The sequence below is a fragment of the Marivita sp. genome (genome assembly GCF_048006345.1).
In the GTDB taxonomy this organism is placed as follows: Bacteria; Pseudomonadota; Alphaproteobacteria; order Rhodobacterales; family Rhodobacteraceae; genus Marivita.
This window is the reverse complement of record NZ_CP180351.1, coordinates 354023-367685: the sequence shown is the minus strand read 5'-3', so window position 1 is coordinate 367685 and position 13663 is coordinate 354023. Positions and strand designations below refer to the sequence as shown.

The 13663-nt window shown below is 59.8% G+C and carries 17 protein-coding genes and 2 tRNA genes; 4 read left to right on the top strand and 15 right to left on the bottom strand.

Annotation, left to right across the window (positions count from 1 at the left end; genetic code table 11):
• Positions 1-5 precede the first annotated feature (5 nt).
• From ACMVPR_RS01945 to ACMVPR_RS01930, 4 genes are all read right to left on the bottom strand, one after another.
• Positions 6-1487 carry a class I adenylate-forming enzyme family protein gene (locus ACMVPR_RS01945; RefSeq protein WP_416881475.1) on the bottom strand — a complete coding sequence of 494 codons (1482 nt, stop codon included), beginning with the start codon at positions 1485-1487 and terminating at the stop codon, positions 6-8.
• Positions 1488-1682: 195 nt separating this feature from the next.
• Positions 1683-2651: a Gfo/Idh/MocA family protein gene (locus tag ACMVPR_RS01940; RefSeq protein WP_416881474.1), complete on the bottom strand. Its 969-nt coding sequence runs from the start codon at positions 2649-2651 to the stop codon at positions 1683-1685.
• A 91-nt stretch (positions 2652-2742) separates the two neighbouring features.
• A complete protein-coding gene (rpoH, locus tag ACMVPR_RS01935) occupies positions 2743-3639 on the bottom strand; it encodes an RNA polymerase sigma factor RpoH (protein ID WP_416881473.1) in 897 nt (298 codons plus the stop codon).
• Between the two features lie 153 nt (positions 3640-3792).
• The gene (locus tag ACMVPR_RS01930) at positions 3793-4818 is read right to left on the bottom strand and encodes an RluA family pseudouridine synthase (protein ID WP_416881472.1); all 1026 of its coding nucleotides are present in this window, start codon (positions 4816-4818) and stop codon (positions 3793-3795) included.
• Between ACMVPR_RS01930 and ACMVPR_RS01925 the strand changes: the two genes are divergently transcribed.
• Positions 4817-5122 carry a DUF6476 family protein gene (locus ACMVPR_RS01925; RefSeq protein WP_416881471.1) on the top strand — a complete coding sequence of 102 codons (306 nt, stop codon included), beginning with the start codon at positions 4817-4819 and terminating at the stop codon, positions 5120-5122. The genes ACMVPR_RS01930 and ACMVPR_RS01925 overlap by 2 nt on opposite strands.
• A 3-nt stretch (positions 5123-5125) precedes the next feature.
• Here the strand turns inward: ACMVPR_RS01925 and ACMVPR_RS01920 are convergent.
• Positions 5126-5202 (bottom strand) — tRNA-His (locus tag ACMVPR_RS01920).
• 52 nt (positions 5203-5254) lie between these two features.
• Positions 5255-5740, bottom strand: a complete 486-nt coding sequence (locus tag ACMVPR_RS01915) for a GNAT family N-acetyltransferase (RefSeq protein ID WP_416881470.1) — start codon at positions 5738-5740, stop codon at positions 5255-5257.
• A 90-nt stretch (positions 5741-5830) separates the two neighbouring features.
• Here ACMVPR_RS01915 and ACMVPR_RS01910 point away from each other — a divergent pair, with 90 nt between their 5' ends.
• The gene (locus ACMVPR_RS01910; protein WP_292265566.1) at positions 5831-6028 is read left to right on the top strand and encodes a DUF6324 family protein; all 198 of its coding nucleotides are present in this window, start codon (positions 5831-5833) and stop codon (positions 6026-6028) included.
• Positions 6029-6043: 15 nt separating this feature from the next.
• On the opposite strand, the gene ACMVPR_RS01905 is transcribed toward ACMVPR_RS01910, so the two are convergent.
• The 8 genes from ACMVPR_RS01905 to rlmB all read right to left on the bottom strand — a co-directional run bounded on the left by ACMVPR_RS01905 (position 6044) and on the right by rlmB (position 11346).
• A complete protein-coding gene (locus tag ACMVPR_RS01905; RefSeq protein WP_300583245.1) occupies positions 6044-6529 on the bottom strand; it encodes a BPSL0067 family protein in 486 nt (161 codons plus the stop codon).
• A 141-nt stretch (positions 6530-6670) separates the two neighbouring features.
• Complete coding sequence (locus ACMVPR_RS01900) at positions 6671-7150, bottom strand: MmcB family DNA repair protein (protein ID WP_416881469.1); 480 nt, start codon at positions 7148-7150, stop codon at positions 6671-6673.
• A gap of 265 nt (positions 7151-7415) precedes the next feature.
• Entirely contained in the window at positions 7416-7748 is a 333-nt protein-coding gene (locus ACMVPR_RS01895; RefSeq protein ID WP_416884600.1) for a hypothetical protein, read from the bottom strand.
• Positions 7749-7825: 77 nt separating this feature from the next.
• A complete protein-coding gene (nusB, locus tag ACMVPR_RS01890; RefSeq protein ID WP_300583252.1) occupies positions 7826-8314 on the bottom strand; it encodes a transcription antitermination factor NusB in 489 nt (162 codons plus the stop codon).
• A complete protein-coding gene (locus tag ACMVPR_RS01885) occupies positions 8311-8862 on the bottom strand; it encodes a 6,7-dimethyl-8-ribityllumazine synthase (RefSeq protein WP_416881468.1) in 552 nt (183 codons plus the stop codon). Before ACMVPR_RS01885 ends, nusB begins: the two co-directional genes overlap by 4 nt.
• A complete protein-coding gene (ribB, locus tag ACMVPR_RS01880) occupies positions 8862-10004 on the bottom strand; it encodes a 3,4-dihydroxy-2-butanone-4-phosphate synthase (RefSeq protein WP_300583257.1) in 1143 nt (380 codons plus the stop codon). The genes ACMVPR_RS01885 and ribB overlap by 1 nt, the downstream gene beginning before the upstream one ends.
• A gap of 186 nt (positions 10005-10190) precedes the next feature.
• Positions 10191-10517: a hypothetical protein gene (locus ACMVPR_RS01875; protein ID WP_416881467.1), complete on the bottom strand. Its 327-nt coding sequence runs from the start codon at positions 10515-10517 to the stop codon at positions 10191-10193.
• Positions 10518-10566: 49 nt separating this feature from the next.
• Positions 10567-11346, bottom strand: coding sequence for a 23S rRNA (guanosine(2251)-2'-O)-methyltransferase RlmB (rlmB, locus tag ACMVPR_RS01870; protein ID WP_292265557.1), 780 nt, complete (start codon positions 11344-11346; stop codon positions 10567-10569).
• 119 nt (positions 11347-11465) lie between these two features.
• On the opposite strand from rlmB, the gene ACMVPR_RS01865 reads away from it, so the two are divergent.
• Positions 11466-11549, top strand: a tRNA-Tyr gene (locus ACMVPR_RS01865).
• Positions 11550-11638: 89 nt separating this feature from the next.
• On the top strand, positions 11639-12904 hold the full coding sequence (locus ACMVPR_RS01860; RefSeq protein ID WP_416881466.1) for a glycerate kinase type-2 family protein: 1266 nt from the start codon (positions 11639-11641) through the stop codon (positions 12902-12904).
• Here the strand turns inward: ACMVPR_RS01860 and ACMVPR_RS01855 are convergent.
• On the bottom strand, positions 12880-13662 hold the full coding sequence (locus tag ACMVPR_RS01855; protein WP_416881465.1) for a LamB/YcsF family protein: 783 nt from the start codon (positions 13660-13662) through the stop codon (positions 12880-12882). The genes ACMVPR_RS01860 and ACMVPR_RS01855 overlap by 25 nt on opposite strands.
• Position 13663 lies beyond the last annotated feature (1 nt).

Here is a 13663-nt window from a genome sequence, read left to right as displayed (position 1 = left end):
GGTCGTCACTGGAATCGCGTCTTCATCCGAGCCCTCATGATCTCGGCCATTTCAGACCTGATGAGCTTTCCCAGATGGTTGCGCGGAACTTCTTCAACGACAAAGACGAATTTCGCCGATCTCGTTCCGAGGCGCTTCCGGCCATATTCTAGCAACTCCGCATCGGTTGTCTGGGCACCCGGATGCAGTTTAACAGCGCAGACCGGCACGTCCTGATGGATTTCATGCTTGAAAGGCATCACGGCAGCGTCGGTGACCGAAGGATGATCGGCCATGACCCGCTCGATTTCTGCCGGATAGATATTGACCCCATTGAAGATCATCATGTGGTCTGACCGGCCCAGCAAGATGAGATGTCCGTCCGCGTTCAGCTTCCCCACATCCCCCGGATAGAACCAACCGTTCTGCAGCCGCCGCTGCGTTTCCTCCGGCTGACCGAGATACCGGCTGAACAGACCCGGTGCGCGCATACGAACATGTCCCGGTTGATCTACCGGACAGGGGCGGTGTTCGTTATCCACCACCTCGAGAGTGGCGTTTCTCAGCGCCCGACCCACAGAGCCTTCGGGGCGCATCTCGCGGCCCATGTGGATCCGGCATATCGGCCAACACTCGTTCGTATCGTATTCTATCGACACCTCAGAGGTCACCGCGTCCTTCAAACGGGACGCAAGATCATCGGTAACCACCGACGATGACAGAGACAAATCTCTCATGGTCTCTAATCGTCGTCCGTGCTTTCGGGCCAGCCGGTAGAGTTGTTCGGCATGCAACACGGTCACATCCGTCGCCGCAATTTCAAAGCGCTCGAGGAAAAGAAACGGATCCTCAACTGTCGCGTCAGTCAGAACCACGGTGGCGCCAACCGAAAAGCGGATCAAACAGTAAGTTACCGGCCCTCCATACTGAAGGTTGATCAGCGGTCCATACCTGTGCTCTGACGTGATCTCTACGCCCTCGACATACGCTTGAATCATGCGGATTAACGCGCCGTACTCAAATGCAATCAGCTTTGGCTTCCCGGTTGACCCTGATCCCAAGAGCACATGCTCGATCCGGTTCTGGGTGTTTGCAGTCAGGTCCAAAGAGCCACCGAAAGAACCCACTGAAAGATCGAGACAGGCCTCGACAACCTTGATACCGGGCCAGACAAATCCATGATCCGACACAGCGACTTTGATCGCACACTCGGTGATCAAACTCTCAATGTCATGAACCGGTTGCCGAACAGGAACGCACACGACCCCGACGCGAAGGCGATTCAACGCAAGCCAATGGATCAACAACGAAAGTTGATCGTGGATCGCAAGCGCACAAATTGAGTAACCTGCAATGCCCTTCGCCTGAAGGCGAAAGGCGCAGTGATTGACCAAATCCGCAAGCTGGGCGTAGGTCAGAGACTGACGTGGCGTCTGAACCGCGACCTTGTCTGGCATGTCCAGCGCGCGCGCGAAAATAGTACTCGACGCTTCTGAGCGGTCACCCATGGCTAAAATGCCCAAAGCGACATAACAGTTACCTTCTCAACAAAAGCAGAATTTTGTCCTCCAACAGAATGAACGGTGCCTTACTTTTGTGTAGCGGCAAACGCTCCACAGTTTCGACGGACAATCAGTTCACCACAACTCGAGCGCAACTCTGCTGTTCTCACAAGGATCCTGAGCGGTATCCAACGACCCGAATTATGTCTCCGCCGCCCAGATCATGTCGATCAGCCGCTGCGTGCCTTGGCTGAATTCCAGCGGACAGGGATACGCCGCCTCCCCTCGCACAGCGGCACCAAAAGCTTCGATCTGCAAGACATAATGGTTCACACCCGGAAACTGCACGATCTGCGTCGGCTGCCCCGGCCGCGCCAGCCGCACTTCGGCATGGCCATGCACCTGCGGATTGAACCCGGTCACAACCTCGATCACCCCTGCTGAGCCATGGAACGTCACATTTTGATGTGGTGTCATGCGCATAGAGGTCAGAGAGGTCAGCGTGAACCCGTCGAACTGCACCACAGCTTCGGTGGTTACCTCGACCCCGTTTTCGCGCCGGATATCCGCGTAAAGAATGCGCTCCGGCTCCTGCCCCGTCACGAACCGCGTGCAGCCCAGCGTGTAGACCCCGATATCCGGCAGGCTCCCGCCGCCCAAATCTACCGTGTTGCGGATATTCCCGGGATCGCCGGAATTGTCATAGCTGAACGTGGCATTGACCCGCAAAAGGCGTCCGATCTCACCGCCCTGCACCCAATCGCGCACCTGCTGCCACTGCGGATGATGAACGATCATATAGGCCTCTGCCGCCACCAACCCGGTGCTGTCGCGGAGCGCAATGAGTGCGTCAATCTCGCCCGCCTGCATCGCGATCGGTTTCTCGCACAGCACATGCTTGCCCGCCTCAAGCGCCTTTCGCGTCCAGTCCACATGCAGCGTGTTCGGCAGCGGAATATAAACCGCATCGACCTCGGGATCAGCCAGGACCGCGTCATAGCTGTCCACCACGCGAAGCGAGCTGTCGATCTCCTGAAACGGGGCTGCCTTGGCCGCATCAGACGTGCCCAAGACTGCCAGCCGCGACTGGCGCGCGGCGTGGATGGCCGGTGCCAGATGCTGCCGCGCGAATTTGGCAGCCCCCAGAATGCCCCACCGAATATCCGTCATACCTCGATCCTCCTCTGTGTTGGCCTTGGCGTAACACGAAAAAACGCCGGGCACAGGCCCGGCGTTTTCAAAATTCTTATCGGTCGAGGTATCAAACGGCGCTCAGCAAACCCTGCTCGCGGGCCAAATCACGCATCCGCTTCTGCAGCTTCTCGAACGCACGCACCTCGATCTGGCGGATGCGTTCACGGCTGACATCGTATTGCGCCGACAAATCCTCGAGCGTGACCGGCTTGTCGGCCAGACGGCGCTGGGTCAGAATGTCCTTCTCGCGGTCGTTCAGCACATCCATTGCCTGAACCAGCATCGCCCGGCGCGCTTCCAGCTCGTCGCGTTCTTCATAATCGCCCGCCTGATCCGCGCTCTCGTCCTCGAGCCAGTCCTGCCACTGCATCGTGCCTTCGCCTTCGGAACCGACGGTGGCGTTCAAAGACGCATCGCCCCCCGACAGCCGCCGGTTCATGGAGATCACTTCGTCCTCGGTCACCCCAAGATCGGTCGCGATTTTCTGAACGTGCTCAGGACGCAGATCACCCTCCTCAAGAGCACCGATACGCGATTTGGCTTTGCGAAGGTTGAAGAACAGCTTTTTCTGCGCGGAGGTCGTGCCCAGCTTCACCAGAGACCAGGACCGCAGGATATATTCCTGGATCGACGCACGGATCCACCACATGGCGTAGGTCGCCAGACGGAAGCCCTTTTCGGGATCGAACCGTTTGACCGCCTGCATCAGCCCGACATTCGCCTCCGAGATCACCTCGGCCTGCGGCAGACCATAGCCACGATAGCCCATCGCGATCTTCGCGGCGAGGCGCAGGTGGCTTGTGACCATCCTGTGTGCGGCTTCGGTGTCTTCCTGCTCGACCCAACGCTTGGCGAGCATGTACTCTTCTTCGGGTTCCAGAAGCGGAAACTTCCGGATTTCCTGCAAGTAGCGGCTCAGTCCAGCTTCCGGTGACGGGGCCGGGAGATTCGCATAATTGGCCATACCCTTGTCCCTCCAATGTTTACGGGCTTAACATCCAATTTGGGAAGCGGCCCGACGATTTCAAGTATCTGCGTTTCGTTAAATCCAATTTAACGCACACCGACGCGGTTGTAAGCGGCATGTCAGTGCGCTCACGCACATGGGACGATTGTTTCAGCCACGCAAACTTGTGATCAGATCATCCATGTCCTGGGGTAACGCGGCTTCGAACCGGATGGTTTCACCGCTTACGGGATGCTCAAACCCCAAAACCGCCGCATGCAGCGCCTGACGGTCGAACGCGGCCAAACGCACCATCGCCTCATCCGGCAGCGCGCCCTTGGCCACCTTGCGTCTTCCGCCGTAGACCGGATCACCGATGAGCCCATGCCCGGCATGCGCCATATGCACCCGGATCTGATGGGTGCGCCCGGTCTCAAGCCGACACTCCACCAGCGACAGCTGTGCTGGGGTACCAAACACCTCCAGCACGCGCGCCCGCGTGATCGCATGTTTGCCATGCCCGAAAAACACCGCCTGTTTCTGACGGTCCGTCTTGTGCCGCGCGAGATCACTGGTGACCTTGATCACCGCACCCGGTTCGATCGACACGCCCCGCACTCCACGCAAACGGGGATCGGCAGGGTCGGGATGCCCATGCACCAGAGCCAGATAAAGCCGTTCGACACTATGCGCCGCAAACTGGTCCGCCAGCCCGTGATGTGCGCGATCCGATTTGGCGATCACCAGCAACCCGCTGGTGTCCTTGTCGATCCGGTGCACGATACCCGGCCGCCCAACACCACCCACACCCGACAGCTTGCCCCCAAAATGGTGGAGCAGCGCATTGACCAACGTGCCATCAGGCGTGCCCGGTGCCGGATGCACCACCATGCCCGCTGGTTTCATGACCACGATCAGGTCATCGTCCTCATATCGCACGTCGAGCGGCAGCTTTTCCGCCTCGATATGGCTTTCCGTCACTTCAGGCAGCGCGATCTCGATCACGTCCCCTTCGGTCACGCTGATCTTGGGATTGGTCACCACCTGACCTGCGTGCCGCACCGCACCTTCGTCGATCAGCTTGGCCAGCCGTGTTCGCGACAGCGCCGCCTCCTCTGGCACGTCGCGCGCCAAGGCCTTATCAAGGCGCGGCGGCGGCTCGGCCCCGATGGTCACGCGCAGAATGGAGTCAGACATGGACAACGCCCCCGAAGATCAGGCCCCGGAACCGGCCAACCTGCGTTTCCTGCGGCGACTGGTGACGGTCCTGACCGCTACTATGATCGGGGGGGTCATACTCATCACTGCACTGATTGTCATCCGCTACAATCAAAGTGCCACGCCCCTGCCCGATACGATCACCCTGCCGAGCGGCACAACCGCCACCGCCTTCACACAAGCGCGCAACTGGTACGCCGTGGTGACCGAGGATGATCAAATCCTGATCTTTGCCCGCGACAGCGGACGTCTGATACAGACCATCGACATCGAAACAAAGTGAGGATGGTACCGACACCCCGGCTCGAACGGGGGACCTCTTGATCCACAATCAAGCGCTCTAACCTACTGAGCTATGTCGGCACTGAGGGGCGAAATAACGGCAGGTTCCAGCCTTTGCAAGACCCATCTGCCGCTACAACGTGACTTCCCACGCCTGTTCCACCAGATCGACGCCAAAGCTGTGCACCGGCTTGGACGATGTGCAGCGCCAGCCATTGGCGCGGTAGAGTGCGCAGGCGGCTGCGTGGCTTTCATGCGTCCAAAGCTGCATCCCAGTGTACCCGCACATGCGTGCGAATCCCATGCAGGTGGTCAGCATCCGCTTGCCCAGACCCATGCCCCGCGCTTCGGGCGACAGAATGAACAGCCGAAGCTTGGCCGTCATGTCGTCCAGACGGACGCAAAAGATGCTGCCCAGCCGCGCACCATCCCGCACCGCAATCCAGCCGCGTTCACAGCTCGGGTCGTGCCCGGCTTCGAAATCCCGCAAGATTGTCGCCACCAGCGGCGCAAACGTCTCGTCAAACCCCTCCGCCTCGGCGTAATGGCGGCCATGCAGGTCGACCAGCCAGTCGAAATCACCGGGATCATAGCTGCGAAGGGAAACACCGTCAGACATGCTGGCACTCTGCCCCGGCTCCATCTTGCAAAACAAGCCCCCCAGCGCTATGGGCCATGTCCTGACCTTCCATCCCGCCGGAGACCTGTCATGGGCATCAACACCGAACGCGACATCGAAGCCAACCTCCAAATCGGCCCAACCGATCTGGGCATGGTGCGCCTGTTCATTCTGGCAGATGGCATCGAGATCCCGATGGATTTTTCCCCTGAAGAGGCAGACGAAATCGCCGAGGAAATCCGCCTCGCCGCCACCGCCGCCCGCAAGGTCAAACCCAAGCGCAAGTAAGCCGCATTTGCTCTCTTAGTTCAGAACGATGGTGTAGAAAAATTCGCCATCATTCGAATAGTCGTTTTTTCGCTTTGTTCCGAACTTCAGGACCCGCACGCCCCACGGCTTCGGCGGCTTGTTATACTGATCGTAGACGGTGATCCCGTCGGCGTCCTGTTTTACGAAGATCGCGGCATGATCGTTTTGATACACCCCGTCGCGAAACGACGCGATTGCCGTCCCCGGCGAAACGTCATTGCCTTTGACCTTTCGCCCGGGTTTCCAGTTGCGCGTCCCGCCGATCTTGACCCCGTTCAGCCAAAGCGCGGATTGCACCCCAGTGGCACATTCGCCCTTAAGCTTGCCAAGCCCCAGGCTGCGCCCTGCATATTTTGCAATGCCTTTCAAAGGCGCACGAAATTCGATCTTGTTGTCCGCGGAAACCGCACCTGGCAAATCCACGTCGACACCGAAACAGATCATCAAATGAGGGGCGAACAGGTCGCCGGGAATGGGCATCGGGATGCTCCGCAAAAAAGGCTTGAGGAAGAAGGAAAAAGACATGTCGCTCTAACGGCGAGATTTGCCGAAATCCGGAAAATAGCAATCAAGATTTTTTCTTGTCCAAATCTTTCTATGCCTTTGCCGCAGTCTTTCGTCTCAAGCCCAAGCGCTCAGCATTGCCTCCGGATCACGAAGTGCGTGCAGTCGGCGCGCCGCATGGGTGGCGAATTTTCGGATCAGCGCATTCCGCCGCGCTCCGGCAAGCTTGTCCTCGGGGGCCATCCGCACGATTTCCGCGTCATACCCGTCTGCGATGATCAGGCCGGTTTCGACCGGCAAAAGCTCTGACGGAAACTCCAGATCAACCGCCCAGAAATAGCGGTCACACCAGTCAAGATAGCCTTCCCATTTCTGATCCGACTGAAAATCCGCGCGCGAGGATTTGCATTCGACGATCCAGATCTCGCCTTTCGGCCCCAACGCCATCACATCGACCCGCATACCGCGATCCGGCACGAATTCCTCGATCACCGAAAAGCCGTGGCTCGCAAGGTGGCGGCACACCCCCCGCGCCAGAACTTGTCCGGGCTGCAAGTCGGCACATACGCCGATACGTTGATCAGGTAAGACGGTCATACCCAACACACATGAACAAAGTGTGAACAAAAATCAAGACATCGTCGCTGCTGACCAGAAATACCCCTTGTCACGGAGGCTCTTCGCGCCTACCTCATGGGCTGGCGGGTTTCTGCGCTATGCGTGACAGGTTGCATTCCGGTGGCCTTAAGCAATTCCGAGGGAGTTGGCTCTGTCCGGGCCCTGGTCCGGTTAACCGACGCCCACCTGTACATACAGGTCCTCGGGAATGAGAGAACCGCACGGTTGCCGTGGTTCCCGCCGCTTATCTTCTTGAAATCTGGCGATTTTGCCCGCGCGGCGCGTGGGCTTCGACACGGATTGGGGTTAGCCCGACCGGCATGCCGCGATGATCGTCATCGTCGTCATCTTCGTCGTCATATTTCATCAACATGATGGAAATGCCGAACTGAACCCCCGCAAAGACGATGCCGTTGAACAGCCACAGCAAAAACACCGCGAGCAGCCCGACATCGGTATGCGTCACCAGATGCCACAGGTTCACGATATTGAAATAAAGCAGAAGCGTCACAAACACCGCCGACAAGGCGAACCCGATGGCTGTTTGACGGATATACATTTTGATCAGGTCGGGCATGCGCCACCTCTCGTCGGTGAACAACAGATAGGACGCTGGACCGAGATATCAAAGCACTCAATCCGCGCAGCCAAGGGTCAGAACGCCTCTGGCCGTGCCTCGCGCGCCATGTGATCCAAAACGGCATTGACGAATTGCGGTTCCTTGCCCTCGGGAAAGAACGCCCGCGCCACATCCACATACTCGTTGATGATGACCTTGGGCGGTGTTTCCGTCGCCACAAGCTCGGCGCCAGCTGCGCGGAACAGCGCCCGCAACGTCGGATCAATCCGCGCGATAGGCCACTTCGCCACAAGGCCCCGATCGGTCATCTGGTCGATCTTGGCCTGCCAGTTCACCGCTTCCTCAGTGATCCGGCGGAACAGGTCGACATCGCCTTCGACCAATTCTTCACCATCAACCTGCGCCAAACCAAACCGATGGTCAAGGAATTCTGCCGCCACCTTGTCGACCGTCTGGCCCGAATGTTCCATCTGGAACAGCGCCTGCACGGCATAAAGCCGCGATGCCGACCGTTTCTGGCGTTTCTCATCCACCTTTTTCGGCGGCTTGGCAGCAGGGCTCATGCGATGTTCGGGTCCTTGGTGTCACCAGAGATCTGGTATTCGTCCTTGGCGGGGACAAACCCCACCCCCTTGCGGGCAGAGCCCCATTTACGGCTGAGCGCGATCAGGTGCAAGGCAGCAGCCGCAGCCCCGCCGCCTTTGTTCTGACCGTCCGCCTGCGCCCGCACTTCCGCCTGCGCCATGTTCTCGACCGTCAGGATGCCATTGCCGATGCACAGCCCCTGCAGCCCAAGCAGGGTCAACCCACGCGAGCTGTCATTGCACACCGTGTCGTAATGCGTGGTCTCGCCACGAATGATACAGCCCAGTGCAACGTACCCATCGAAATTCGACATACGTTCTGCAATGCCGATAGCCGTCGGAACCTCCAACGCGCCGGGAACCTCGACCAGCTCATGTGTGCCGCCACATGCCTCGATCTCGGCCCGCGCACCGGCAATCAGCTGATCCGCGATGTCCTTGTAATACGGCGCAACGACTATCAAAAGCTTAACAGGCTTGTCGAATATGGGCCGTGCCAACGTGTAATGTTCAACGGACGCGGCCATCAGCCCAGCTCCGAAATCTTGCGCGTGCCAACGATTTCAAGCCCGTAGGCATCCAGGCCGACAACTTTCGGTGTTGGGGAATTTGTCAGCAGCGTCAGTTTCGACAATCCAAGCGACGACAGAATTTGTGCCCCCAACCCGTATTGCCGGAGTGTCTTGGGCGACACCTCGTCCCCAACGTCGAGCTTCATCGACGTGTCGCGCAGCAGAACAACAACGCCTCGCCCTTCTTCGGCAACGGCTTGCATCGCGTGCTGGAATTCATCCGCCCGGCCCTTTGGCCCCGTACCAACCACATCCAGCATCGGATCCAGCGCGTGCATCCGCACCAGCACCGGTTCATCCCCCGACAAGTCGCCTTTGGTCAGCACGATATGTTCGTCACCGTGGGTTTCGTCGGTGTAGATCCGCATCTGCCACACACCACCGAATTCGGACGTGATGGTCTCTTCCTTGCGCACGCGCACAAGGTTGTCATGGCGGCGGCGATAGGCGATCAGGTCGCTGATCGTCCCGATCTTCAAACCGTGCCGCTGCGCAAACGCCACCAGTTCCGGCAGACGGGACATTGACCCGTCTTCGTTCATGATCTCGCAGATCACACCCGCCGCGTTCAACCCGGCCAGACGCGACACGTCTACCGCCGCTTCGGTATGACCCGCGCGGACCAGCACGCCACCATCCTTGGCCCGCAACGGAAACACATGCCCCGGCGTTGCAATATCAGGCGCGCCTTTGGTGCCGTCGATCGCCACCGAAATGGTGCGCGCCCGGTCCGCCGCAGAAATCCCGGTGGTCACCCCTTCGCGGGCCTCGATCGACACGGTGAACGCAGTTTCATGCCGCGACGAATTGTTGGTCGACATGAGCTGGAGCCCCAACTCTTCGATCCGCTTCGACGTCATGGCAAGGCAGATCAGCCCGCGCCCGTGGGTCGCCATGAAGTTGACCACGTCCGGTGTTGCCCATTGCGCGGGAATCACCAGGTCGCCTTCGTTTTCGCGATCCTCGTGATCGACAAGAATGAACATCTTGCCGTTGCGCGCATCTTCGATGATCTCTTCCACCGAAGAGATTGCGTCTTTCCAGTTCTCTTCGACCGGACCGGGGTTTTCATATGTCGTCACGCGGACCTCCGTCATTGCCCTTGGGCACTTAAAACACGGCGTTGCAATTGACCAGTAGAACGTCCCGTACGGATCATCAGTACGGTGCGACACAGCTACCGGTACGGTTCATGCCAGACTGCGCTCAAATCGACGAAAAAGCAGCGAAAACCGGAGTTTTTGGGCCAGAACCGCATGAAACACACTGTCGGACCGGACAGATCAGTCGAAAATATCTTCGATCACGTCAAACGCTTCTTCGAAAAACCGCCGCGCCAGTGTCTTTCGCTTCTTCGGCTTTTTCTTCTTCAATTCCTTTGCATCACGATCCCAGGCGGGAAAAGGCGCTGGCGCTGTCTTGGGTCGGCTCACGTGCCGATGCTGTGTCGCACCCTGCTTCTCTGCTACCTCGGCGCGGAGCATCTTCATGTCGTGCAAAGGTGCACCGCAGGCCGAACAGCTTAGCTCGTGCCGGGTTTCCCCTGTCAAAACAAGGGCCGCACGGGTTCCGCAATAACAGCAGGTGGCGATTTTCGTTCCGTGGGGCATGGCGTCTCCTTCGTCAGGAATATTGGCACGCCATGCCCTGACCGCAAGTTCACGCCCGTGCGGCGTAAAGCGCCACCGCCGCCGCGTTCGACACGTTCAAAGACCCGAACGCCCGCGCGAACGGAATTTTCACCAAGGCGTCACAGGTTTCCTTTGTCTTGGGCCGCAACCCCGGCCCTTCGGCCCCGAGCACCAGCGCAATCGGCCTGTCGCGGACCGGAGCAAGCGCCTCATCAATCGTCTGCTCCGCCTCGCCATCCAGACCGAAGATGACGTAACCCATTGATCGCAAACGCTCCATCGCGTCAGCAAGGTTGCGCTCCCGCAGATATGGCTGGCGCTCCAACGCGCCCGACGCCGTTTTGGCCAACGCACCTGTTTCCGGTGCGGAATGATGCAACGTGCCCACAACGGCGGAGGCGCCGAACACTTCCGCCGAGCGCAGAACAGCCCCCACATTGTGCGGATCGGTCACCCGGTCGAGCATGACCACACGCGGAGGCCCGTCAGGGCCGCCAAGTGCCACATCCTCGAGACGTCCCCAATTCAAAGGTTTCACCTCAAGCGCCGCGCCCTGATGCACCGATTGCGGATCGATGGGCGCATCAAACCTGCGCGGATCGCTTATTTCGGGTTCGATTCCAGCGGCTTCGATGGCATCAGCCAGTTTGTCCATCGCATTGCGAGTCACCACCAAACGCAGCCTCTCGCGGTTCGGATTGACCAGCGCGTCGCGCACCGCATGCAGCCCGAACAGCCACACGGTTTCAGCCGCAGCCGCCTTCTTGGACTGTTCCTTGGCCACCACCCATTTCGGTTTTTTGACCATAACAGCCCCTTTCTTGTCCCGGTTTTTGTACCTGTCGCTTGATGGGATTTTCCTGTTGACGCCGCAAGGGGGCAATTGTAATCACCCGCTCACGCCAAGGGCAGGGCCTTTGGTTAAGTGGGCGACAGGCCGCAAGGTGTGGCAGGGGACTGTAACTCCCTCGCGGAGACGCACGCCTGGTTCGATTCCAGGGTCGCCCACCACTTTACCCGAAATGTACATTTGAATGCGATGCATAAGCTTGCTTCTGCAAGCATTTGACTTTCATGGAAATTACAGCCCTAATCTCAATATGACCGAAATCGACACGCTCCGCACCCAAGCCCGGCTGTTGTTTGACGCCGCTGTGACAGCCGCAGACCCTGCGCACGCTGTAAGACGCGGTTTGACCCAATCTCCGGTGCCACCTCAGAAACCCGGGGGACGGACGTTTCTGATCGCAATCGGCAAAGCCGCGCCCGCCATGTTGCGCGAAGCCATGGCAGCCATGCCGGACGCCCATGTCGCCCTTGCAGTCACCCATCACGAGAACGACGCGACCCTCGACGGGGCCGAGCTCCTGCGCGCGGGACACCCCGTACCGGACGAGGCTGGCGCACGTGCGGCGCAACGGGTGATGGAGGTGTTGACTGAAGCGACCGAGACCGACCGTGTTGTTGCCCTGATCTCGGGGGGCGGCTCTGCATTATTGCCGGCGCCTCCGCCAGGCGTCAGCCTGTCCGACAAGGCGCGGTTAAACGGCCTGCTGCTGTCTGCGGGGCTCGACATCGTGCAGATGAACCTTGTGCGCCAACAGGTGAGCCTGCTCAAAGGTGGTGGCTTCGTACGCTACGCCGCTCCGGCCCCAGTCTATCCCTACCTGCTGTCCGATGTGATCGGCGACGATCTGCGAGCCATCGCTTCTGGCCCCACGGTCAGCCCGATTGGAACAGCAGCCGAGACCATTGCCACCCTCAAATCCGCAGGGATCTGGGAGGCAGCACCGGCTTCGATTCGCACCCATCTTGAACAGGCACAACACGAGACGCCGCCTCCTCTGCCCGACGTCACCAACACGCTTGTCGGATCGAACCGACTGTCGCTCGAAGCGATGTTGGACGAGGCGCGGAACATCGGCCTCAATGCTCGCATTGTCAGCGATGCCCTGACCGGTGACGTGGGCGATGCGGCCAAAGTGGTTCTCGCCGAACTTATCGCCCGCCCCGAACCCACAGCGCTGCTGTTTGGGGGGGAAACCACGGTCAAGCTTACCGGCACGGGACGGGGTGGGCGCAATCAGGAACTGGCCCTGCGCGTTGCCACCCAAGCCCCGGAAATGACCGCGAAATGGGTCTTCCTGTCAGGCGGCACCGACGGCCGCGACGGCCCGACCGATGCCGCAGGCGGAGTGGTCGATTCAGGCACCCTGCCCCGGATCGCAGCCGCAGGTCAGGACGTCACAGCGCTCTTGGCGAACAACGACAGCTATGCGGCCCTAGCAGCAGCCGGTGACCTGTTGATGACCCGCGCCACCGGCACCAATGTGGCGGATGTTCAGGTCCTGCTGATCGCGCCCTGACGCCCCGCAAACCGTTGCAGGGTGACACCGGCGTCGGCCAGTGCGCTGCGCACGGTGCGTGCGATCTGCACCGCTGTTGAACCGTCGCCATGCAGACAGATCGTGTCCACCGCCGCTGGAATGTGTTTGCCGCTTTCGGTGATGATCGCACCGGCCTTGACCATATCGACCATGCGCTGCCCCGCTACATCCGCATCGTGAATGACCGCACCCGGCAGGCTCCGATCCACCAGAGTCGCGTCGTCGTTATACGCCCGATCCGCGAAAATCTCGCCCGCCCAGCGACAGCCCAGCGCCTCGACCGCATCTTGTTGCTGTGTCGCGGCCAACACCATCACGATGATATCCGGGTCCACGGACAGGGCGCCTTCGTAACACGCGGTCGCCATGGCCACGTCCTCGGACGCCATATTGGCGAGCGCCCCGTGAAGCTTCAGATGCCGCACCTCTCCGCCAGCGGATCGTGCCATCGCCTGCGCCGCACCCAGTTGATATCGCACGAGATTTCGCAAGCTGTCGCGGCTCAGATGCATCCGCCGCCGCCCGAAGCCCTGCAGGTCGGGAAAGCCCGGATGCGCCCCGATGCCAACGCCTTTTGCGACCGCAAGACCCATGGTCTGCACCATCACGTCCGGGTCCCCCGCGTGAAACCCGCAGGCGACATTGGCCGAGGTGATCACGTCAAGCAGCGCTGCATCCGATCCCATGGGCCAGGGCCCAAAGCTTTCTCCCATATCCGCGTTCAGATCGACATGCATG

Excerpts from the sequence above, each read along its gene's own strand:
- ACMVPR_RS01875 (WP_416881467.1), bottom strand. The coding sequence starts at position 10,517 with ATGCCCCACGGAACGAAAATCGCCACCTGCTGTTATTGCGGAACCCGT.
- ACMVPR_RS01925 (WP_416881471.1), top strand. The coding sequence starts at position 4,817 with ATGGACAACGCCCCCGAAGATCAGGCCCCGGAACCGGCCAACCTGCGT.
- ribB (WP_300583257.1), bottom strand. The coding sequence starts at position 10,004 with ATGACGGAGGTCCGCGTGACGACATATGAAAACCCCGGTCCGGTCGAA.
- ACMVPR_RS01930 (WP_416881472.1), bottom strand. The coding sequence starts at position 4,818 with ATGTCTGACTCCATTCTGCGCGTGACCATCGGGGCCGAGCCGCCGCCG.
- ACMVPR_RS01945 (WP_416881475.1), bottom strand. The coding sequence starts at position 1,487 with ATGGGTGACCGCTCAGAAGCGTCGAGTACTATTTTCGCGCGCGCGCTG.
- nusB (WP_300583252.1), bottom strand. The coding sequence starts at position 8,314 with ATGAGCCCTGCTGCCAAGCCGCCGAAAAAGGTGGATGAGAAACGCCAG.
- ACMVPR_RS01895 (WP_416884600.1), bottom strand. The coding sequence starts at position 7,748 with ATGCCCGACCTGATCAAAATGTATATCCGTCAAACAGCCATCGGGTTC.
- rlmB (WP_292265557.1), bottom strand. The coding sequence starts at position 11,346 with ATGGTCAAAAAACCGAAATGGGTGGTGGCCAAGGAACAGTCCAAGAAG.
- ACMVPR_RS01940 (WP_416881474.1), bottom strand. The coding sequence starts at position 2,651 with ATGACGGATATTCGGTGGGGCATTCTGGGGGCTGCCAAATTCGCGCGG.
- ACMVPR_RS01910 (WP_292265566.1), top strand. The coding sequence starts at position 5,831 with ATGGGCATCAACACCGAACGCGACATCGAAGCCAACCTCCAAATCGGC.
- ACMVPR_RS01900 (WP_416881469.1), bottom strand. The coding sequence starts at position 7,150 with ATGACCGTCTTACCTGATCAACGTATCGGCGTATGTGCCGACTTGCAG.
- ACMVPR_RS01885 (WP_416881468.1), bottom strand. The coding sequence starts at position 8,862 with ATGGCCGCGTCCGTTGAACATTACACGTTGGCACGGCCCATATTCGAC.
- ACMVPR_RS01860 (WP_416881466.1), top strand. The coding sequence starts at position 11,639 with ATGACCGAAATCGACACGCTCCGCACCCAAGCCCGGCTGTTGTTTGAC.
- ACMVPR_RS01905 (WP_300583245.1), bottom strand. The coding sequence starts at position 6,529 with ATGCCCATTCCCGGCGACCTGTTCGCCCCTCATTTGATGATCTGTTTC.
- ACMVPR_RS01915 (WP_416881470.1), bottom strand. The coding sequence starts at position 5,740 with ATGTCTGACGGTGTTTCCCTTCGCAGCTATGATCCCGGTGATTTCGAC.
- rpoH (WP_416881473.1), bottom strand. The coding sequence starts at position 3,639 with ATGGCCAATTATGCGAATCTCCCGGCCCCGTCACCGGAAGCTGGACTG.
- ACMVPR_RS01855 (WP_416881465.1), bottom strand. The coding sequence starts at position 13,662 with ATGCATGTCGATCTGAACGCGGATATGGGAGAAAGCTTTGGGCCCTGG.